We start from the raw sequence: 19,535 nt of genomic DNA, 5'->3' as shown, positions 1-19,535 counted from the left end.
ATGTCCTGGGCGCTCTCGCTGCCTACCGAATCCCTTAAAGACTCGAGCGCGCGTCACGTGCTGCTATGTCTGGCCAACTACGCCGGCTCGAACGGTGCTGGCGCCTTTCCATCTGCCTCGACCTTGGCACAGGACACCGGCCTTTCCGAGCGCACCGTGCGCTACAAGCTGGACGATCTGGAGAAAGTCGGGCTGATCCAGAAGGGCAATCAAGCGATTGCCGCCGTGCACATCGATCGTCATGACCGCCGCCCAGTCGTTTACGACCTTCAACTATCGCGGGGTGCAAATCCTGCACCCCGTACAAAACGGGGTGCAGATGACGCAACGGGGTGCAACTCACAACAGAACGGGGTGCAGCCTGGAACAGAACGGGGTGCAGCGGCTGCACCCAATACATCAATTAACCATCAAGGAACCGAAGAGCAGCTGCAGCGCGAGTTTGCCGATGTGGTTGCCGAGCAGAATCAGGCCGCCATCGAGGCGCTGGATGAGCGCCAACGTTTCGCCATGTTCGCTACCTGGGTGCCGAGCGAAAAGGCGCTGGCTGATCAGCTCGCGATTGCCGGTCTTCCAGCTGAGTTGGTTACTACTGAGCTGCTCGCTGATTTCAGGGGCTTCTTCGTTGCTAAGTCCGGAACGGTCGACAGTTCGTCCGGTTGGTGTTTTCGACTGGTCAAGTGGATCAAACGTGACCATGCCGTGAAGGCCGGCGACACCGATGACGACATGGACGCAAGTGGCGACTGGGCAGCAAAAGGAGTTCGACTATGAAATCCGCATCACACGTTCGTGACCTCATCGCGTCTCGCCGCACCGATCCAACATATCTGCCTCCGGCAGAACCAGTGGTCGCCGAAGTCGACCCCGCTACCAAGGCTGTCATCGACGATCTGTTCTTGCGCTTGCGCGGTGCTTGTGGCGCCTGGCGCCAGTCTTGGCCGACTGAGGCTGTAATGAATGCGTCGAAGCTGGAATGGCTGGGCGAGTTCATGCGCTCCGGCATTACCCGGATGGAGCAGATCGACCACGGCATGCGCGTACTGAGCGCGAGTAAATCAGCGTTCGTGCCTGCCCCTGGGGTGTTCGTCAGTTGGTGTTTCGCGCCAGAAGGCCTCGGTTTGCCCGGAGTTGAAAAAGCATATGCCCAGGGCTTGCGCAACTGTCACCCAGCCATGCGCGGTTCCGCGAAGTGGATGCACCCAGCGGTTTATCACGCCACCGCGGCTGCCGGATTCCACAGCTTGCCTCTGCTGTCCCGGGAATTGGGGCTTGCCAGCTTCGAGCGTCACTATCTGGCCCAGTGCCGAAAGATCTGGAAGGGCGAACCACTTGGCCAGATTCCGGCCGCCGAGCTGGCGGCCCCTCAAGCGAAACGAACCCCAGAAATTGGAAACAAGGCCTTGGCCGAACTGCGCGCACGCCGCGCCGGAGTATCCGTATGAGCGCATTGAACACCCAAGTGGCTGGCGGTCATTACAAGTCACTGAAGATCCAGCCGATTGAATACATCCACGCGAATAGCATTCCGTTCGCCGAAGGCAGCGTCATCAAGTACGTGACTCGGTGGCGTGACAAGGGCGGCATCGCCGATTTGGAGAAGGCCAAGCACTTTCTCGAGTTGTTGATCGAGCTTGAGCAGGCGAGGGCGCCAGAATGAAGTCGGCCAGTCCCAAGCTGCTCCAGCAGAAGGCAGTCCGTGCCAGGCCAATCGATCGGGAAGGGCAGGAGCAGGCCGCATTGATGCGCGAGCTGGAGCTGCGCTACCCGGCAGTGTTTGAGTTGATCTATCACGTGCCCAACGGCGGGCACCGCGTGAAGGCAGTGGCCGGCAAGTTGAAAGCCCAGGGCGTGAAGGCCGGTATTCCCGACCTGGTGCTGACCATGGCGCGCGGTGGGTTCTTTGGCCTGTACATCGAATTCAAGGCCACGCCGCCAAACGATGCCGCCATCTCACCCAGCCAGCAAGAGCGCATCCGCAAGCTCAATGAGCAGGGGTATTTGGCGATGGTATGCCGTGGACACTTCGACACCATCGAGCAGATCCGCGCTTACCTGCGGCTCGCTCCTACAGTGGTGGCCGCATGACAATGACCGTGGCCTTTTCTGATGCCGAGATTCGGCGGCGTGCCGATGATCCGGCCGCGGTGCTGATGCGAGACCCGCGTCACCCGGGGCTGTACTTCCGGTTCACCGAGGCTCGTCCACGCGGGACCTGGAGCTTGGTAGTGCGCAAGAAGTGGAACCGCATTGGCGCCTATCCGGACCTGTCGGCGAAAGCGGTGCTGGCGGCATTGCCTGACCTGCGCATGCGGCTGAGTACCGACCCAGAAGCGGGTGCCGCCGTATCGCCGTGGGCAACGCTGGGCGAGCTGCTGAACTGGTATGCCGACCGGATGAGCCGCGACCGCAACCTCTCCGACAAGCGCAAAGCCACGGGCAAGTCAGCCATCACGTGCCACCTGATTCCGCGCGTGGGTGATTTGGCGATTGCGGATGTCCGCCACGGTACCCTCGACACCCAACTTATGTGGCCACTGCAGGAAACGCTGTCGCTGGAGTTCGTCCGGCTGATCTTCGGCCTGCTGGTGGTCGCCTGCCGCCAGGCGCACACGCTGGGACTGATCCCGTCCAACCCGATGGCAGGCATCAAGTTCAGCGACTTCTCCAAGACCAAGATCAAGGCTAAGCCAGCGCGCCTTCGTGGTGTGCAGATCGAGGGCCTGCTGGGCCAGCTGCATGAGCTGTTCGAGTTCGATCCCCAACCGGCCATGCTCGCGCTGATGATGCTGTGCCACGGCACCCGCATCGGCGAAACGCGCAAAGCGCAGTGGTCGCACATCAGTCTCGCCGAACGCACCTGGTACCTGCCGGTGGGCAATACCAAGACCCGCGTTGAGCACTCGCTCCCACTGACGGAGCAGGTCTGCAACCTTCTAATCCGGTACCGCGCGGCGCAACAAGCAAGCCATTACGACGGCGACTACCTGTTTCGCTCCCACAGCGGAAAGGGCATGAGCGAAGGGCAGGCCAGTGCCGTGTTCACCGGGCTGGGGAAGGGCGAGTGGAGCAGTCACGACCTGCGCAAGTTGGCCAGGACCGGGTGGGCGGACCTGGGGATCGACTTCCTGATTGGCGAGATGCTGATCAACCACGCCATGGGCCACAACGTGCAGGCTTACATCCACACCACCGTCGAAGAGCGCAAGCGCGCCGCCCTCGAACTGTGGCATGCCCATTTAGACCAGAAGGGTTTTGCCCTGATTCACGGGTTGAAGGACGGTAGAAACGAAAATTCTGGTAATCCGCTGAAAGCCACGGAACACAAGGGTTGCAAGGCCATTCAAGAATCAACCATAGGCGAGGTTTAAAAATGATGATTTTGCTCGAAAGGCACACCGGCCTCGCCGTTAACCCCACCGAAGTAAGTTCAATGGTGATCCGCAGCTCAAACGGCTGGCAGGTGCTTGACGTGAAGATGTCGACGGGCGAACGGCACATGGTTAAGCACACCGCTCACTGCTCGGACGGCGACGATATTTACGCGGTGCACAAGCAGCTGCTGGAGGCCAAATGAAGAAGTCACACAGCCCAGCCTTCGGTGTTGCTCAGTTGGACTTGGCCAAGTGTCCGGCCTGCCGAGGACGTGCGGTGATCAGGGGCGTATTTCATGAGCTGGCCTGCGTGCAGTGCAACGCCGCCGGATGGGTCACTGCTGAGACTGGCGAACCGCTGCCGCTGGAGGTGCTGGTAACCCAACTGAGTATCCGGCTCCAGGCCGCCGAACACCAGGTTGAACTATTGAAGCGCGAGCCCCTGATGTCGGGTCCGGCTGCGCAGTACGAACGGAATAACCGCCGCGGCGCCGGCGGCACCAATTTCACAGGGGATTGATCGATGGCAAGAACAATGAGTTTCACCGAGCGCACCTCCGAGGACCTGCTGGAGCATTGGGGGCGCTGGGTGGTGCTGGGGTCTGGCGTGTCCTGCTGCGCATCTCGCGAGAACACGTTGCACACACCGATGATCACTGACGACGACGCACTGATGATTGACGGACTGATGGGGCGACTGCTGAAGCGCTACCCGGAATGCGGTAATGTTCTGATGAAGTACTACACCTCGCGTGACAAGGCGCTGGTCGATGTCGGTAAGAAGCTGGGCTTCGGCGAAGAGAAGACGCGACAGCTTTGGAAGGCAGGAATAGCCTGGATTGATGGTGCTCTCGATATTCGTCGTCAGGCCGCTTGACAGGACCGGGGCCGAACTATAGATTTCAGTTACTTTGCGGTTTTTCCGCGAGCAAAGCCCGACTCTTGAGTTGGGTTTTTTGCTTTTTGTGTTGTGATTTCTTAAGGATGATGAAGTGGAAGGGATCAACCCATCAATTTGGTTTCCAGTAGTCACGCTGGTTGTTGGTGTTTTTCTGAAAGCTGTTTTTGATGCGTGGACAGATAACAGAAAGGTTGCTGTTGAAAGAGAATCAAGAGTTGAAAAGCGAAAAGAAATTATCCTTTTGCAGCGGATTGATCTTCAGCGAAAAGCGCTCGGGGACTTGCAGATTGCCCTAGCGGACATGATGCGTTCTTCAAACTTGAATTATATGCACGACTTGAAAGCGTTTCGCGAAACCAATGTCTGGGGCCTGACCGAAATGTCTGAAGAGCTGAGTGAAAGGGTCAGAAACCACTTTCGAGCAGTTACCCTGATGAGAGTACGGGTTAGTGATCAGGAGGTTAGGGAGTCAAGTGGTAAATTATCTTCAACTTGCTCCCGCATGACTTTGGTGCTGTCGAAGGAAGAGGCGGATAGATTGTTGGACGTAGCAACCGTTGAATATTCGGCGATAAACGAAAAAGTAGGTGCTGCCCTCAGAGCTTTAGAGCATGAAGAGCAAGCGCTTCTTGTGTAAGTATTGATCAAGACATTGTATGCCCAGCAAGTTGTAAGTAGCCAAGCCATCGAACTGGGCATTTTAATGCAGACGAAGCGCAGGCTGACGCGATAAGTCGGTAGTGGTGTCTCACAAACCCGTGCGGTCACTGTGGGTCAGCGCGATAAGAGTTTGAGGTATGCGATCCAGCGATCGAACCTATGAAGCCGGAAATCCCCACCGGCCCTCTGCCTCATGACAAGCCTCGGCATTTGCCGGGGCTTTTTCGTTTTCGGCTCCACCACACCCATCGCTCCGAGCTGGGAGTGCAGTTGGAGCCGACTTTTTATTCAGGCTGCTTCGACAGACACCACCAGGCGTTTGCCCAGGGCAGCCAAAGCGCTTTCCACTTGCTCGACTTTAGAGCTGTGCTCGAAGTCCAGTAGCCGGTCTACCTTGGTCTGCGCTGCGTTGAGCAGCCGGCACAGATCGGCTTTGCGCATGCCCTTATCCCGCATGGCGTTCCACAGAGCTATCTTGGCTTCGACCAGTGCTGACTGATGGACAACGTACTGGCCATCCTTCGCTGGTGAGGCTTCAGGGATGTGGCGCAACTGATCGACGTAGATCGATAGGGCGAGCTGCAGGCCTTCGGCCGCGTTGAGCAGCAGTTGTTCGAGCGTGTCGCCTGCGCTGTGCGCCTCTGGGATGTCGTCGCAGGATGACCAGAACGAGCCGGCTTCTTCCCATACGTTGACTGCGTAGCTGTGCATTGTGTTACCTCTTGTGGAGCTGATGAAACGGAGTTCAAAGGGTAGAGCCTCAATCCTTGAGGCCCAGTTGTTTGATGATTGCCTTCCTAGTCCCTTCGGCCATCTCCTTGGCCCCGTGGTTGGGAAGGGTCGTCTGTTTGCCGTTGTAGTAGATTTTGAAGTGACTTCCTGTTGCTGACTTCGAAATCTGAACCCCTCGGGCTAACAGCCACCGCTTGAACTCATTACATTTCATCAACTCTCCTCTGTTTGGTTGATGAGTCCATTCTACATCATTTGTGTGGTGATGAAACACATATGTGGTGTGATTTGCTTTAGTAAGACCACTTTCCCTTTGCTCCCTAACCGGGAGGATATCGAGATGCCAAACATGCCCGACAAACCAGACACCTGGCTGCTCGTTCTCGCGTGGCTGAGTCAGCACTCGCCGACGATCTATGCCGGCGCGCTGTCATTCGTGGTTGGTGCGTTGGGCATCATCTATGGCGGCGGGACACGGCGACAGGCGCTGCTGGAGGCCTCGCTCTGCACGCTGATCACCATTGGCTTGATCCCGCTGCTTGAGTACTTCGGCCTGCCTCAGAACTTCGCGACGGCAGCCGGTGTGTTCATCGGCTTCCTCGGTGTGAAGAAGATCGCTGACCTAGCTGATCGGTTCGCTGACTTCAAACTGCCTCGGCGTGCTGAGTGATGGCCTGTGCTGGATGTGACGCCCGCCGAGTGCGATCGGCTAAGTGGTTGAGCATCGCCCGAGAGCGTGCTGCCTCGTTGATCTCACCGAAATCGAATGCCGGAGCGTTACCTGATGGGAAGGCTGAAGACGCTGGGAAGCAGAGTTCAAACCCAGGCTGACCGGCTGCCAGCCATCAACACGAACTCATGGCGTGCCACGAAGGAGACATCTGCTCAGCGCGGCTACGGCTACAAGTGGCAGAAAGCGCGTGAGGTCTGGCTTCGTGATCACCCGCTCTGCGCTTACTGCGAGCGCAACGGTCGAGTGACAGCAGGCAGTGTTGTCGACCACATCATCGCTCACCGCGGCGACATGGTCCTGTTCTGGGATCGATCGAACTGGCAGACCTTGTGCAAGCCTTGCCACGACTCGGTCAAACAGGCCGAAGAGTCTGGCGCGACTGGAGGGTGGTAGGTGGCTCGGGCAGTACGGCGCAAATGAGATGAAATATCATTTGAGGCGCACCAAAGTGGTGCGATTGAGAATGGCTATGGAGGGGGGGTGCTAAATATAGGGGGTTAATACGCTCCAGACCGCGCCCGATCCCATTCGTACTTTTTTTCCCGACCCTAAGGTTTTTTGTTAATGGTGTTAACAGACAAACAACGACAGTTTGTTGACGCAAAAGCCCGGGGCGCGTCAAACAAAGAAGCGGCAGAAGCCGCAGGATGTAAGGCTTCCACGGCTTCCGCAGCGGGTTCCCGATGGGCCAATGATCCCAAGATTGCAAGCGCAATCCTTGCTCGCCGGGCCGAGCTCAGTGTTAACCCTGAGAAATCGCGAAAACGCCGAGAGCAGCCATCCGATCAAGCGCCCGAGACGGAAGAAGCCGGTGGTGAGTTCCTCGATTGCCTTCCCAACACCGAAGACCCACTGGTCTGGCTACTGGCCCTAATGAACGAGCCCAGGGCCAAGGTTTTTGATCGGCGCAACGCTGCCCAGACGGCTGTGCCCTATGTGCATGGCAAGAAGGGTGACGCCGGCAAGAAGGAACTGAAAGAGCAGGCCGCCAAGGAGGCGGGGAAGGGCAAATACTCCGCCGGCAAGCCGCCGCTCACTGTCGTAAGGAAGTAGCCAATGCTTTGGACAACTGCCTGCCCTGACTGGTGGCAGCGTCTCTCTGTGGGCGAGTCAATCATCCCGGCACCGCTGTTTCCCACAGAGGCGGAGGAAGGGCTGGAAGTATTCCGTTCGCTGAAAATCGTGGACGCACCTGGTTGCCCGACCATCGAAACAGCGTGCGCGCCGTGGGTTCTGGATTTTGCCGGCGCTATTTTCGGCAGCTACAACAGCGAAACAGGCCATCGCCTGATCAGCGAATACTTCCTCTGCATTCCGAAGAAGAACTCCAAGTCGACGATCGCGGCGGCGATCATGCTGACCGCGCTGATTCGCAACTGGCGGCTGGAAGCCGAGTTCATCATCCTGGCACCGACCAAGGAGATTGCCGACAACGCCTTCAAGCCGTGCGCGGCCATGGTCAAACACGATGAAGAGCTGAGCGATCTGCTTCACGTCCAACCACACCTGAAACTGATCACGCACCGTGAGACGGGCGCAACATTGAAGGTCGTCGCAGCAGACAGCGACGTCGTAGGTGGCAAAAAGGCCGTCGGCGTTTTGATCGACGAGGCCTGGTTGTTCGGCAAGAACGTCAAGGCACCGGACATGATCCGGGAGGCCACGGGCGGCCTGCTGTCCCGTCCGGAAGGCTTCATCATCTGGCTGACGACTCAGTCGAACGAGCCGCCGGCCGGGATATTCAAGTCGAAACTGAGCTACGCGCGCGGCGTGCGTGAGGGCCGAATCGACGATCCACGCTTCCTGCCGGTGATTTACGAATTTCCCCCGGAGATGATCGAGAGCGGCGAAGCCCGGCGCCCTGAGAATTTTCACCTGGTGAACCCCAACATGGGGTACTCGGTGGACAGGCCGACGCTTGAACGCCTGTTTATGCAGGCCGAACTCGACGGCGAAGCCGAGGTTCGAGGCTTCCTGGCCAAGTTCCTGAACATCGAGATCGGCCTGGCGCTGATGTCTGACAGTTGGGTGGGCGCCGATTTCTGGGAGCCACAAGCCGAGAAGGGCCTGACGCTGGATTCGCTCATTGAGCGCTGCGAAGTGATCGTCGTAGGTGTCGATGGTGGGGGGCTGGATGACTTGCTGGGGCTGGCGGTCATGGGGCGGGTTCGAGAGTCGCGCACCTGGTTGCACTGGGCGCACGCATACGCTCACCCATCCGTTCTGGCGCGCCGTAAATCGGAAGCTCCACGCTTGATGGACTTGGCGGCAGTTGGTGACCTCACGCTTGTGCAGAAAATTGGCGATGACGTTGAACACCTTGCCGCGACGGTCGCGCGCATCAATCAGGCGGGCCTGCTCGACAAGGTCGGGCTCGATCCGGCCGGCATTGGGGCCGTGCTCGATGCGTTGGCAGATGCCGGCGTCGAGGAAGACCAGATCATCGGTATTTCACAAGGCTGGAAGCTGACAGGCGCAATCAAAACCACCGAGCGCAAGCTCGCAGAGGGCGCCCTGCTGCACTGTGGTCAGCCACTGATGGCCTGGGCCTGCGGCAACGCAAAGGGCGTGCCATCGGCCAACGCATTCCTGATCACCAAGCAGGCGTCGGGCACTGCGAAAATCGACCCACTCATGGCCACGTTCAACGCCGTATCGCTGCTGTCTCTGAACCCAGAGGCACGTGGGGGCATGGACGACTACCTCAATAACGGCTTTTTCGGACTAGTAGGCTGACCATGGCATTTCGTTGGTACAACCCCCGTACCTGGGGATTCTTTGGCTACACCGATCCGACCACGGGCGATTACGTCGAAGTGGATATGGAAATCGGCGGGAAGCGCACTAAATCCGGCGTCCGGGTGAACACCAAAACTGCGCTATCAATCAGCATGGTTTGGTCGTGCGTAAAAATCCTCTCGGAATCACTGAGCGGTTTGCCGCTCAAGCTGTTTGACGACGCCGAATCTGGTCGAAAACAGGTACCGGGAAATGATCCTGCGCTGAAGCTTTTGCGAAAACCCAACCCCTACATGACGCGCCTGAACTTCCTAAAGTTCGTGGTGGTGAACATGGCGCTGCGGGGAAACGCATTTGCCTTGATTGAGCGCAATCGTAACGGCGACCCCATCGGGTTTGTCCCCCTGCGATTCGATACTGTCACGATCAATACCGAGGACGATCTCTTTTATTTGGTAACGCCAAGTGAGGGGGATCCCTATCCGGTATCGCCGGAAAACATGCTGCATTTCAAGTTGTTCAGCCTCGACGGCATCGTCGGGTTGTCACCCATTGAGTACCAGGCAGAAACGATGGGGCTGGCTAAAGCTGGGCAGCAGTGGTCGTCGCGGTTCATGCGAAAAGGCGGATTCACTGGCGGCTACGTGATCTACGAGAACTTCCTGACCAAGCAGCAGGAAGCTCAAATCATGGCGAAGTTTCCGGACGTCCGGAAGGCAGATGCCGACGACATCGGGAAGATGGCAATCCTGCAGGGCAATCCAAAGATTGTTCCTGCGGGCCTGAGCCAACGAGACGCTCAGTTCATCGAATCCCAACAGTTTCAGGAGGAGGCGCTGGCCGGCATCTACGGTGTGCCGCTCTGGCTGGCAAACCGTGCTGGCAAGACTTCGATCATGGGGTCGAACCTCGAACAGCAGCTCACCGGCTTCATCACCTTTGGCCTGAAACCCTATATCGACGCCGTCGAGGACGAGTTCAACGACAAGGTCTACCGCAAGTCTTCCCGTTTCGCCGAGTTCACAGTCGAAGGGCTTCTTCGGGCCGACAGCGCCGGGCGCGCGGCTTACTACCAGGCAGCGCTTGGCGGTTCCGGTGGATCTGGATGGATGTTCATCAACGAGGTTCGCGAAAAAGAGAATCTGCCGCCATTGGCTGGCGACGAGTACAACAAGGTCACCCGGTGGGAGATGCAGACCAATGTCAAAAATTGAAGTCCCGTTCGAACTGAAAACCGTGGATGACGCGGGCAACTTCGAGGGCTACGCCGCGGTATTCAACAACGTTGACCTCGGCGATGACGTCATCCTCCCCGGTGCTTTCACCCGAGTAAAAACAACGCGTAGCGGAAAATTAAAGCTGGCGCTCTACCACGACCTGACTCGATTGGTCGGTCTGGCGGATTTTACCCAGGACGACCATGGGCTTCTGGTGAAAGGGAAGGTCAATCAGGCAGTGAGCTATGCCAAAGACGCCTATGAGCTGATGCGGGCCGGGATTCTCGACAGCATGTCCATCGGTTTCAACACGCTCAAGGCTGATTTCGAAGAGCGTGCTGGCCGGACTGTTCGAATTATCAAAGAAGCCGAGCTGTGGGAGGCCTCCTTTGTCCCGTTCGGCATGAATCCCGAGGCTCAAGTCCTCAGCGTCAAATCAGATATCAGGCTTTTCGAGAATGCCCTGCGCGATCGCATGGGCCTCTCGCAGAAGGAAGCGGCGGCAGTCGCTTCGCTCGGCTATCCCGCGCTCCGCCGTGACGGCGGCAGCGAGGCCACGGCGATCGTGGAAGAGCTGAAAGAAATTTCCACCCTATTCGCTACTACATTCGGAGCAAAGCCATGAGCGAAGTGAAAGAACTGAAATCCTCCCTGGAACTGCAATTGAAGGAAGGCTTCCAGGGCCTGCAAGAAAAGTATGACTCGGCCATGACCGAGGTGCAGAAGGGCAACAAAGTCACCGGCGATCTGAAGAAACAGATCGAAGACCAAAAAGGTGAACTGCAAAAGGTCATCGACCAGGTGCAGGACCTCGAACAGAAAGGCGTGAAGCTACGCGGCCAGCCAGGTGAGGGCAAAAGCTTCATCGACATGGTCAAGGGCCATGACAACTACAAAGGCCTGCAGCAAAAGAGTGTCAGCACCGCCGAAATCGAGGTGACGAAATCTGACCTGGCCAGCATGAAGGAAATGAAGGTCACCAGCGCCGGTATCGTGGCTCCGATCTATGACCCGGTTATTCAACCTGGCATCCGTCAGGAGCTGCGCATCCGCGACCTGCTGACCACCATTCCGGTGTCCGGCCAAAACTACACCTACTTCCGCGAGAACGTGCATACCCGTGGCGCGGCTCCGGTCGCTGAAGGCGGCTTGAAGCCGACCAGCAACGTCACCTTCACTACCGAAACCGATCGTGTGAAGAAGATCGCGGTGTGGATGCCGGCGACCGATGAAGTGCTGTCCGACGTGCCTCAGATGTTCGCCTATCTGCAGCAACTGCTGCGTTACGACCTGAAACTCGAAGAGGAGTCCCAAATCCTCAAGGGTGACGGCACGGGCGAAAACCTGAATGGCCTGATGACTCAGGCCACTACCTACAACACAGCCCTGAGCAAGACCGGTGACACGGCGATCGACCTGATCCGTCGCGCCATTTACCAGGTTCGCAAGCAGTCGAAAATGTCGGCCGACGGCATTGTCATGACCGAGCTCGACTGGATGAACATCGAGCTGCAGAAGGATGGCGAAAACCGCTACCTGTTCGCCAATCTGCAGGGCTTGGTCACGCCAATCCTGTGGGGGCGTCCGGTGATCACCTCCGACAGCATGGACGAGGGCGATGCAGACACCGGTGGCGAGTTCCTAGTGGCGAACTTCGCGCGCTCCACCACGCTGTTCGACCGCATGGCGTACCAGTTCAAGATGGGCCTGATCAATGATCAGTTCATTCGTAACGAGATCGCGCTGCTGGTCGAGGAGCGCCTGGGCTTGGGCGTCCGCCGCAAGGAAGCGCTGGTCAAGGGCCAGTTCACGGTCGCGCCGTAACTCACCATCACCGTCCAAGGCCGGCCATCCGCCGGCCTTTTTGTTTCTGGAGGCAACATGAAAATCAAAGCTCTGTGGGGTTTTGTAGGCAACGCCGAACTCCTCGGCGCCGATTCGCCGAAGGTAAAAAGTGGGCAAGAGTTCGAAAGCGTCGATCACGAGTACGCCCATGTGCTGCTCGGCAAAGGCTTGGCGGTAGAGCTCGATGCAAACGGCAAGCCTAAGGTCGCGAAGCCGAAGAACACCAAGCCCGCAGCTCCTGATGAGAACAAGGCTGCTGCTGATAAAGCCGCTGCTGAGAAGGCGGCGGCAGACAAGGCAGCTGAGGAAAAAGCAGCCGCTGACAAGGCTGCCGCCGAAAAAGCAGAGGCGGAAAAGGCCGCCGAAGAGAAAGCTGCTGCGGACAAGGCTGCTGCTGAGAAAGCCGCCAAAGAGGCCAAGTAAATGCTCGACATGACCACCGTGAAGTTGCATCTGCGAGTCGATGGCGATGAAGAAGACGCGCTGATCGGTGGCTACCTCGACGCGGCCAAGGCGCACGTAGAGCAGCACTGTGACCGGAAACTGGTCGACGCTGATCCGGTTGAACCTGACGAGATGGGCCTCACCCGCGACGTCGAGCAGGCCGTTTTGCTGCTGGTGGGGCACTGGTACTCCAACCGGGAAGCCGTGGTGATCGGCGGTGCGCCGTCGGCCGTCCCTCTCGCAGTCGACAGGCTGCTTTGGTACAGGAAGCGCTTCTAATGCAGGCCGGCAAACTCAAGCATCGGGTTCAAATCCAGCACAAAGTGACGGCGCAGGATCAGCAAACCGGTGAGCAATTGACTGAGCAGTGGGTCGAGTTCGCCAGGGTCTGGGCTTCAGTCGAGGACTTGAGCGCTCGCGATTTCATTGCTGCTCAGGCCGGCCAGTCCGAGGCAAAAAGTCGGGTCGTTATTCGATACCGCGAAGGAATCACCCCTGCAATGCGTGTTGTGCTGGATGATGGCACTGTTTGCGGCATCGTTGGACCTCCGCTGGCTGACGCGAATTCTCGCAAGGAGTATCTGACGATACTGGTTACCTCGGGGGTGAGCGATGGCTGATTGGGTCACTTACAACCTGAAGGGCGCCGACGAACTGTCCGCCAGATTCAAGGGTCTGACCGAGGAAATGCGCCGCAAGGTGGTGTTGCCGGCGGCCAAGGACGCCATGGACATCGTTCTGCTCGACGCCAAGGATCGCGCAGCACGTATCGATGACCCGGAAACGGCCAACTTCATCCCGGCTAACCTGGCGATGATCGAACGCAAGGCGATCGGCGAGGAAGTCGGCGCCGTGGTCATCTCCGTGGGCGTGCGCATGCGAAAGCGCGGGCAGAAGGGCGGCAACACGTTCTATTGGTGGTGGGTGGAATTGGGTACCGAGAAGAACCGGGCGAAACCTTTTCTCCGGCCGGCCCTGGCCAACAACCGTGAGGCGCTGTTCAGGGAGTTCCTGAGTTCGGCCAAGTACCAACTGATCAAGCTGGGGGTGAACTGATGACCGCACCCATTTTTACGGTGTGCGCCGGGGCGCCGGCAGTCACTGCGCTGCTCGGCATCAACCCCACCCGGCTTTATCCGCACGGCGAAGCACCGGAGGGCACGCCCCGGCCGTACGCGGTCTGGCAGGTCGTCAGCGGCTCGCCGATCAATTACATCAACGGCGTTCCGGACACGGATCGGTACGGCCTGCAGGTGGACGTGTACGCCGAGACGGCATCATCTGCTGAAGCGGTTGTGAAAGCGCTACGCCAGGCGATCGCCAAGCGTGCATACGTAACCGGTTTCGGTGTTGATGATCGGGACAAGGACACGCACAACTACAGAAAAGGTTTCGACGTCGCCTGGCTTGTGAGCCAGTAGATCGCACCAGAAAGACCGACCCGCTCCGGCGGGTTTTTTTATGCCTGTCAAACAGTGATTTCACAGGAAATCGGGGAGTACCAAATTGACCATTAACACCCAAGGCACTGAGCTTTTCGCGCTCGACCCGGCCGACAACAGCGTCATCGACGTCGGTTGCTTCACTTCGCTGGACGGGATTGACACTGCGATCGCGCAGATCGATGTGACCTGCACCAAATCCAAGGCGCGTGAGTATGAAGCCGGCTTGGCTGAGCCAGGATCTGCATCGTTCGGCCTGAACATCGACCCGAAAAACCCTTCCCATTTGCGGCTGCACCAGCTGAAAAAGGCGGGCACCAAGCTCAAGTGGGTGGTGGGTTGGTCGGACGGCTATAACTTCGATACCGAAACCGGTATTCCACCTCTGGTAGGTGCTGAAGGTTCACTGGCAGGCATCGTGCTGAACTCTGCGGGCACCGGTTACACCACGGCTCCAACTGTCGCAATCACCGGCGGTGGCGGTACCGGTGCGACTGCTACGGCCCAGATTGCCGACGGCAAAGTCACCGGATTTACCATCACCAACGCTGGCTCAGGCTATACCACCGCTCCGACGGTGGCGCTCACCGGTGGCGCAGGCACTGGTGCATCAGTGCGGGCGCTGGTCAACGAAAGCGCTGACTTCGACCTTCCGAATACCCGGACCTGGCTCACCTTCGAAGGCTACATGAACGCTTTCCCGTTCACCTTCGGACTCGGTGATGTCGTGAAGTCCAACGTCGGTATCCAGGTGTCCGGCGAGATCGAGCTGATCGCCAAAACCTCTGTTTAAGGAATCCCCATGGATCTGAGTATTGCAGCGCTGGCAGCCGCCGGCGCGTTCGCCGCTCCGTCGGTGAAGAAGGAAATTCAATGGCACGCGGGCGGTGTCCTTCAGAAAGCCACGGTCTTCGTGGCTCATGAGTCGTACATCTCTGTAACCCAGCGCTGGGACGCGCAGAACCAAGGTGTGGATATTACCGCGCAGCGCATTGCGTCGTGCATCGTCGACAAGGATGGCAAGCCAGTGTTCACGGTGTCTGACGTTCTTGGCGGGCCTGAAACCGGGCATGGCCCGCTGTGTGCTGAGCTGGCAATCGTGCTGCTTTCGGCGATTGGCGAAGTCAACCAGATGTCGGAGGGCGCCCTGGAAAAAAAATCGACCCCGAGGAAGAGTTCTGGCACGAGCTCGTCCTCGCGGGGATCGGCGGCCGCACGATCGCGGAAGCCAAGCAAAACCTGAGCTATGTCGAAGCGATGGACTGGATGCGGTATGCCCGGAAAGCCGGTTCGCTGAATCTGGGAATTCGCCTCGAGCATGGTTTCGCAATGCTGGCGACGTTGCTCAACAACGTGCACGGCGGGAAAGCAACCTTTGATGATTTCCTTCCCGATTGGGGTCAAAAGCCCGAGCCAAAAGAAGCCACGCCGCAGGATCTGTTAGCGCTGCTGCAGTCGGTCAAGAGGTGATTTATGGCGGTTGATTCACTTGGCCAACTGACGGTCGATCTGGTGGCCAACACCGGCGGCTTCGAAAAGGGCATGGACCGCGCCCAGCGCGCGCTCAAAGCGGCGACCAAGGAAGCGGCCTATCAGGCTGGCCAGCTCGATAAGTTGGTGGGCCAGATCGACCCGGTGATTGGGGCTTACGGTCGCCTCGACAAAATGGAAGAGCAACTGCGCAAGCACCGCGCGGCCGGTCGGCTGGATAATGCCGACTTCACCATGTACCTCAACAAGCTGAAGGAGCAGCGGGACGCGGTCGAAAAAGTCGATCGGGTCATGGCCAAGAATGGCCAGACCGCTAAGCAGTACGCAGCCAACCTGCGCGGCGTTCCGGCACAGTTCACCGATATCGCCGTGTCCTTGCAGGCCGGCCAAAACCCGATGACGGTCTTCCTGCAGCAGGGCGGCCAGCTCAAGGACATGTTCGGCGGCGTCGGACCTGCGGCCAAGGCGTTGGGCGGTTACGTGCTGGGCCTGGTGAATCCGTTCACGGTAGCGGCAGCCGCCGCTGGTGTTCTGGCGCTTGCTTACAAACAGGGTTCAGACGAGGGAACTGCGTTCACCACCTCGCTGGCCATGACCGGTAATACCGCCGGCACCACGGCCAGCAGCTTGGCAACCATGGCCCGCCAGGTGTCGAGCGCTGGCGGTACCATCGGCAAAGCATCCGAAGTGCTGGCGCAATTGGCGGCTTCTACCAAGATCCCCGTGGCGGCGTTTGAGTCGATATCTGAGGCGGCGATCAAATACGAATCGGCGACCGGTATTGCGGCCAGCAAAACGGTCGAGAATTTCGAGAAAATTGCCAAGGATCCTGTCGGCGAAATTCTGAAACTCAACGAGTCGATGAACTTCCTCACGGCGACCACCTACGAAAACATCAAATCGTTGCAGGAACAGGGGAAAACGCAGGAGGCGGCGGCAGCGGCAACGGCGGCGTATGAGGATGGTCTGAACCGCACCTCCACGTCCATCAAGCAGAACCTTGGCTATCTTGAGGCGAGCTGGGGCGCGGTCAAGAGCGCTGCCAAGGGCGCATGGGACGCTGCACTCAACGTTGGGCGCGAGGAAACGCTCGACCAGCAGATCGCCAAGCTCGACGAGCAGCTCAACACGATCGCCGACAGTGCGACCTTGCGCAGCAAGCGCAACCCGAGAGGCAAGCCCGCAGACCCATTCAGCAACCTGGCGCCCGACGACAGCTTCCGCAAGGACGCGCTCGAGCGGGAGAAAACCGACAAGCTTTTGCTCAAGTCCGAGCAGGATCGCCGGGCGGCGGCAAAGGGTTTTGCACAGCAACAACAGCAGCAGGCGCTGGAAGACCAGGTACGTCTGGACAAGCTGCGCAAGGAAACCGAGGGCAACTCGGCCAAGCGTGAGCGCGAGCTGGCGGATTACCGGTTGCTCGTTGAACGGCGCGTCACTCAGTCGAAAGCCTCTGGCGATAAGTCACTGCTGATTTCCGCCGAGCAGCAGGCGAAAGACATCGCCGCGATCAACGACAAGTACAAGGATCCCAAAGCCGCCAAGACGCCGCAGTACCACGAGGACGCGGGTATCAAGGCGCTCGATCAGGCGAAACAGCAGTACGCCGTTCTGCAGCAGCAGGCGGCGCTCATCGGTGACCAGAACGCGGCCAGCCAGAACCTTGGCACGAATGCGAAAAAGCTGGTCGAGTGGGAGCAGCAACTCGCCGACATCAAGCGCAAGAAAACCCTCACCGCCGAACAGCAATCACTGCTGGCGAACCAGGAACTGATCACCGCTCAGCTCAAGCGCAACGCGGCGCTCGAAACCGAGAACACACTGCGCGAGAAAGGGCTGGAAACCCGCCGCAAGTTGGCGGCATTCGATGAGAACCTGAAAAGCCAGCTCGCCAGTGCACAGCAGGGCCTGGACAACAACCTGGCTGGGATTGGCCTTGGCGACGAGCAGCGCAAACGCTTGCAGGAGCAGCGCAGTATTCAGCAGTCGTATCAGTCGCAAATGGACAAGCTGACCTCCGACTACAACAAGAGCAACAAGGATCAGTTCAGTACCGAGCTCTACGACAAGGAAACCGCAGCACTGCGGGCCGCACTCGACAAGCGTCTGGCCATGCAAACCAAGTTCTATGAGGACGAGGATCAGGCCAGGAGCGACTGGACGCTGGGGGCATCCTCAGCTTTCCAAAACTACGTCGACCAGGCGAAGGATGTTGCCGGACAGGCCAAATCGGCCTTTACCTCGTTGTATGACGGACTGACCGACGCCGCAGTGGATTGGGCATTTGGTGCTGATAAGACATTCGGTGATGTGGCCAAGAGCTTTGCCCGTATGGTCGCCAAGATGGCCCTGCAGTCGGCGGCGTCGAATGTGTTCTCCAGCATCGCCGGCAGCGCCCTGGGCGCGGCGTTAGGTGGTGGGGCGCCGACGTCGGCTGGTAGCACTGCCGCGGGATACTCGGCCGACGTCCTGTCGAAATGGCCGGGCCTGTCTGATGGTGGTTACACCGGCGACGGCGGTAAGTACGAACCCAAGGGCATCGTGCACGGCGGCGAGGTAGTGATCCGCAAGGAAGTGGTTCAGCAGCCGGGTATGCGTGGGTACCTGGAACGCCTGAACAAGCACGGGTACGCGGACGGTGGTTATGTCGGGCTGTCCGGCGGTTCATCGGCCGCACCGGCAGCCACTGGGCAAGTCGTCATCAACCAGTCGTTCCAGGTACAGAACGCCGGGGCCGGCACCTCGCAACAAGACTCGCAGGCCCTTGGCCAAGCCTATGCGGATGTCGCAAGGCGCGGCGCCCAGCAGGAAATCGCCAAGGAAACTCAACCGGGCGGACAGATCTGGAGGCTTGTGAATGGCCGTTGAAATCTTTGACTGGTGCCCGATGATCGAAGCCACCAGCACGCCGGAATACCGGAATCGATCTTCGAAGTTCGGAAATGGCTACGAACAGGTGGTCGGGGACGGCCCGAACAATCGGGTCGATTCCTGGCCGCTGACGTTCGTTGTGAGGGAGGCGGTAGCGCTGGAAATCAAGGCGTTTCTGGATCGTCACGGCGGACATAAATCGTTCTTCTGGACGCCGCCGCTGGGCGAGCTCTCGTTCTACCGCGGCACTGCACCAGCGATCACTCCGAAGGGTGCTGGCTGGTACACCCTGACAACGACATTTACCCAATCGTTTCTTCCATAAGGGGCAATCATGCCGCTGATCAGTGACATCCAGGTTCTTGAGCCTGGCAGCGAAGTGCTGCTCTTTGAGTTGGACGGCACGGACTATGGGGCAGACGTTTTGCGTTTCCATGGGCACGCGATCCCGCACACGCCGGCCGAGCTGATCGCCGCGGGCGCCGATGCCGATCAACTGCCTGCGAAAGCTATCTGGTGGCAGGGGAACGAGTACGGTGCCTGGCCAATGCAGATCGACGGCATCGAGGCGAATGGCCACGGCACAGCCGTGCGGCCGACGTTGTCCGTCGGCAACGTCAACGGGCGCATCACCGCGCTTTGCCTGGCGTTCCAAGACCTTGCGGATTTTAAGCTGACGATGCGCCACACGCTGGGCACGTATCTGGATGCGCAGAACTTCCCGGCCGGTAACCCCACGGCAGACCCGACTCAGGAGACGATCGAAGTCTGGTACATCGACCAGAAGACCAACGAGGACGGCGAGACAGTCAGTTGGGAGTTGGCCAGCCCGGGCGATGTTGGAGGCGAGTCAGTTGGCAGGCCGGCGACAACCTTATGCCACTGGGCGCTGACGGGCGGCTATAGAGGTCCGAATTGCCAATACACCGGCCCTTATTTCGACATGGACGGAAATCCTACGGGTGACCCCGAAAAGGATCAGTGCAATGGGCTCCTTACGACTGGGTGCGAATGCCGGTTCGGGAAGGGGAACCCTCTCAGCCATGGTGGCTTCCCTGCTGTATCCCTGATTGCCCGGAGCTGACC

At 58.8% G+C, this 19,535-nt stretch carries 29 protein-coding genes; 27 read left to right on the top strand and 2 right to left on the bottom strand.

Features of this window, described 5'->3' with window-relative positions:
* The 9 genes from AB7M25_RS20005 (at window position 1) to AB7M25_RS19965 (ending at window position 4,912) form a co-directional block, all read left to right on the top strand.
* Window positions 1-774 (top strand): helix-turn-helix domain-containing protein, encoded by a 774-nt coding sequence (locus AB7M25_RS20005; RefSeq protein WP_454238373.1) that lies wholly within the window; start codon window positions 1-3, stop codon window positions 772-774.
* The gene (locus tag AB7M25_RS20000) at window positions 771-1,445 is read left to right on the top strand and encodes a replication protein P (RefSeq protein ID WP_454237909.1); all 675 of its coding nucleotides are present in this window, start codon (window positions 771-773) and stop codon (window positions 1,443-1,445) included. Before AB7M25_RS20005 ends, AB7M25_RS20000 begins: the two co-directional genes overlap by 4 nt.
* Complete coding sequence (locus tag AB7M25_RS19995) at window positions 1,442-1,660, top strand: DUF3310 domain-containing protein (RefSeq protein ID WP_454237908.1); 219 nt, start codon at window positions 1,442-1,444, stop codon at window positions 1,658-1,660. The genes AB7M25_RS20000 and AB7M25_RS19995 overlap by 4 nt, the downstream gene beginning before the upstream one ends.
* Window positions 1,657-2,088 carry a VRR-NUC domain-containing protein gene (locus AB7M25_RS19990; protein ID WP_454237907.1) on the top strand — a complete coding sequence of 144 codons (432 nt, stop codon included), beginning with the start codon at window positions 1,657-1,659 and terminating at the stop codon, window positions 2,086-2,088. Before AB7M25_RS19995 ends, AB7M25_RS19990 begins: the two co-directional genes overlap by 4 nt.
* On the top strand, window positions 2,085-3,371 hold the full coding sequence (locus tag AB7M25_RS19985; RefSeq protein WP_454237906.1) for a tyrosine-type recombinase/integrase: 1,287 nt from the start codon (window positions 2,085-2,087) through the stop codon (window positions 3,369-3,371). The genes AB7M25_RS19990 and AB7M25_RS19985 overlap by 4 nt, the downstream gene beginning before the upstream one ends.
* Before the next feature lie 2 nt (window positions 3,372-3,373).
* Window positions 3,374-3,577: a hypothetical protein gene (locus tag AB7M25_RS19980; protein WP_454237905.1), complete on the top strand. Its 204-nt coding sequence runs from the start codon at window positions 3,374-3,376 to the stop codon at window positions 3,575-3,577.
* Complete coding sequence (locus AB7M25_RS19975; protein ID WP_322614224.1) at window positions 3,574-3,894, top strand: hypothetical protein; 321 nt, start codon at window positions 3,574-3,576, stop codon at window positions 3,892-3,894. Before AB7M25_RS19980 ends, AB7M25_RS19975 begins: the two co-directional genes overlap by 4 nt.
* Before the next feature lie 15 nt (window positions 3,895-3,909).
* Window positions 3,910-4,251, top strand: a complete 342-nt coding sequence (locus tag AB7M25_RS19970) for an antiterminator Q family protein (protein WP_322614223.1) — start codon at window positions 3,910-3,912, stop codon at window positions 4,249-4,251.
* 115 nt (window positions 4,252-4,366) lie between these two features.
* A complete protein-coding gene (locus AB7M25_RS19965; RefSeq protein WP_454237904.1) occupies window positions 4,367-4,912 on the top strand; it encodes a hypothetical protein in 546 nt (181 codons plus the stop codon).
* Between the two features lie 311 nt (window positions 4,913-5,223).
* Here the strand turns inward: AB7M25_RS19965 and AB7M25_RS19960 are convergent, their stop codons facing one another.
* Both AB7M25_RS19960 and AB7M25_RS19955 read right to left on the bottom strand, forming a co-directional pair.
* Window positions 5,224-5,646, bottom strand: a complete 423-nt coding sequence (locus tag AB7M25_RS19960; RefSeq protein ID WP_454237903.1) for a type II toxin-antitoxin system HicB family antitoxin — start codon at window positions 5,644-5,646, stop codon at window positions 5,224-5,226.
* A 49-nt stretch (window positions 5,647-5,695) separates the two neighbouring features.
* Window positions 5,696-5,881, bottom strand: a complete 186-nt coding sequence (locus tag AB7M25_RS19955; protein WP_454237902.1) for a type II toxin-antitoxin system HicA family toxin — start codon at window positions 5,879-5,881, stop codon at window positions 5,696-5,698.
* Window positions 5,882-6,007: 126 nt separating this feature from the next.
* Here AB7M25_RS19955 and AB7M25_RS19950 point away from each other — a divergent pair, with 126 nt between their 5' ends.
* The 18 genes from AB7M25_RS19950 to AB7M25_RS19865 all read left to right on the top strand — a co-directional run bounded on the left by AB7M25_RS19950 (window position 6,008) and on the right by AB7M25_RS19865 (window position 19,533).
* Window positions 6,008-6,337: a phage holin, lambda family gene (locus tag AB7M25_RS19950; RefSeq protein WP_454237901.1), complete on the top strand. Its 330-nt coding sequence runs from the start codon at window positions 6,008-6,010 to the stop codon at window positions 6,335-6,337.
* Window positions 6,338-6,451: 114 nt separating this feature from the next.
* Complete coding sequence (locus AB7M25_RS19945; protein WP_454238372.1) at window positions 6,452-6,793, top strand: HNH endonuclease; 342 nt, start codon at window positions 6,452-6,454, stop codon at window positions 6,791-6,793.
* Between the two features lie 171 nt (window positions 6,794-6,964).
* A complete protein-coding gene (locus AB7M25_RS19940) occupies window positions 6,965-7,453 on the top strand; it encodes a terminase small subunit (protein WP_454237900.1) in 489 nt (162 codons plus the stop codon).
* 3 nt (window positions 7,454-7,456) lie between these two features.
* The gene (locus AB7M25_RS19935; RefSeq protein WP_454237899.1) at window positions 7,457-9,136 is read left to right on the top strand and encodes a terminase large subunit; all 1,680 of its coding nucleotides are present in this window, start codon (window positions 7,457-7,459) and stop codon (window positions 9,134-9,136) included.
* A 2-nt stretch (window positions 9,137-9,138) separates the two neighbouring features.
* Window positions 9,139-10,353, top strand: a complete 1,215-nt coding sequence (locus AB7M25_RS19930; protein WP_454237898.1) for a phage portal protein — start codon at window positions 9,139-9,141, stop codon at window positions 10,351-10,353.
* Window positions 10,340-10,981 carry an HK97 family phage prohead protease gene (locus AB7M25_RS19925; RefSeq protein WP_454237897.1) on the top strand — a complete coding sequence of 214 codons (642 nt, stop codon included), beginning with the start codon at window positions 10,340-10,342 and terminating at the stop codon, window positions 10,979-10,981. The genes AB7M25_RS19930 and AB7M25_RS19925 overlap by 14 nt, the downstream gene beginning before the upstream one ends.
* The gene (locus tag AB7M25_RS19920; protein WP_454237896.1) at window positions 10,978-12,180 is read left to right on the top strand and encodes a phage major capsid protein; all 1,203 of its coding nucleotides are present in this window, start codon (window positions 10,978-10,980) and stop codon (window positions 12,178-12,180) included. Before AB7M25_RS19925 ends, AB7M25_RS19920 begins: the two co-directional genes overlap by 4 nt.
* Window positions 12,181-12,237: 57 nt before the next feature.
* Window positions 12,238-12,624, top strand: coding sequence for a hypothetical protein (locus tag AB7M25_RS19915; protein WP_454237895.1), 387 nt, complete (start codon window positions 12,238-12,240; stop codon window positions 12,622-12,624).
* Window positions 12,625-12,924, top strand: coding sequence for a head-tail connector protein (locus AB7M25_RS19910; protein WP_454237894.1), 300 nt, complete (start codon window positions 12,625-12,627; stop codon window positions 12,922-12,924).
* Window positions 12,924-13,265 (top strand): phage head closure protein, encoded by a 342-nt coding sequence (locus AB7M25_RS19905; protein WP_454237893.1) that lies wholly within the window; start codon window positions 12,924-12,926, stop codon window positions 13,263-13,265. Before AB7M25_RS19910 ends, AB7M25_RS19905 begins: the two co-directional genes overlap by 1 nt.
* Window positions 13,258-13,701, top strand: coding sequence for an HK97-gp10 family putative phage morphogenesis protein (locus tag AB7M25_RS19900; protein WP_258685384.1), 444 nt, complete (start codon window positions 13,258-13,260; stop codon window positions 13,699-13,701). The genes AB7M25_RS19905 and AB7M25_RS19900 overlap by 8 nt, the downstream gene beginning before the upstream one ends.
* Complete coding sequence (locus AB7M25_RS19895; RefSeq protein ID WP_454237892.1) at window positions 13,701-14,066, top strand: DUF3168 domain-containing protein; 366 nt, start codon at window positions 13,701-13,703, stop codon at window positions 14,064-14,066. The genes AB7M25_RS19900 and AB7M25_RS19895 overlap by 1 nt, the downstream gene beginning before the upstream one ends.
* Before the next feature lie 85 nt (window positions 14,067-14,151).
* A complete protein-coding gene (locus AB7M25_RS19890; protein WP_454237891.1) occupies window positions 14,152-14,880 on the top strand; it encodes a phage tail tube protein in 729 nt (242 codons plus the stop codon).
* A gap of 9 nt (window positions 14,881-14,889) precedes the next feature.
* Window positions 14,890-15,330 (top strand): phage tail assembly chaperone family protein, TAC, encoded by a 441-nt coding sequence (locus AB7M25_RS19885; protein WP_454237890.1) that lies wholly within the window; start codon window positions 14,890-14,892, stop codon window positions 15,328-15,330.
* A complete protein-coding gene (locus tag AB7M25_RS19880; protein WP_454238371.1) occupies window positions 15,246-15,557 on the top strand; it encodes a phage tail assembly protein T in 312 nt (103 codons plus the stop codon). Before AB7M25_RS19885 ends, AB7M25_RS19880 begins: the two co-directional genes overlap by 85 nt.
* 3 nt (window positions 15,558-15,560) lie before the next feature.
* Entirely contained in the window at window positions 15,561-18,446 is a 2,886-nt protein-coding gene (locus AB7M25_RS19875; protein WP_454237889.1) for a phage tail tape measure protein, read from the top strand.
* Window positions 18,436-18,774, top strand: coding sequence for a phage tail protein (locus tag AB7M25_RS19870; protein WP_454237888.1), 339 nt, complete (start codon window positions 18,436-18,438; stop codon window positions 18,772-18,774). The genes AB7M25_RS19875 and AB7M25_RS19870 overlap by 11 nt, the downstream gene beginning before the upstream one ends.
* 9 nt (window positions 18,775-18,783) lie before the next feature.
* A complete protein-coding gene (locus AB7M25_RS19865) occupies window positions 18,784-19,533 on the top strand; it encodes a phage minor tail protein L (RefSeq protein WP_454237887.1) in 750 nt (249 codons plus the stop codon).
* The last annotated feature ends 2 nt before the right edge of the window (window positions 19,534-19,535 follow it).

The organism is Pseudomonas sp. AP3_22 TE3818, assembly GCF_053628995.1.
The sequence above is the reverse complement of the archived record's forward strand: the minus strand, read 5'-3'. Positions and strand labels throughout refer to the sequence as shown.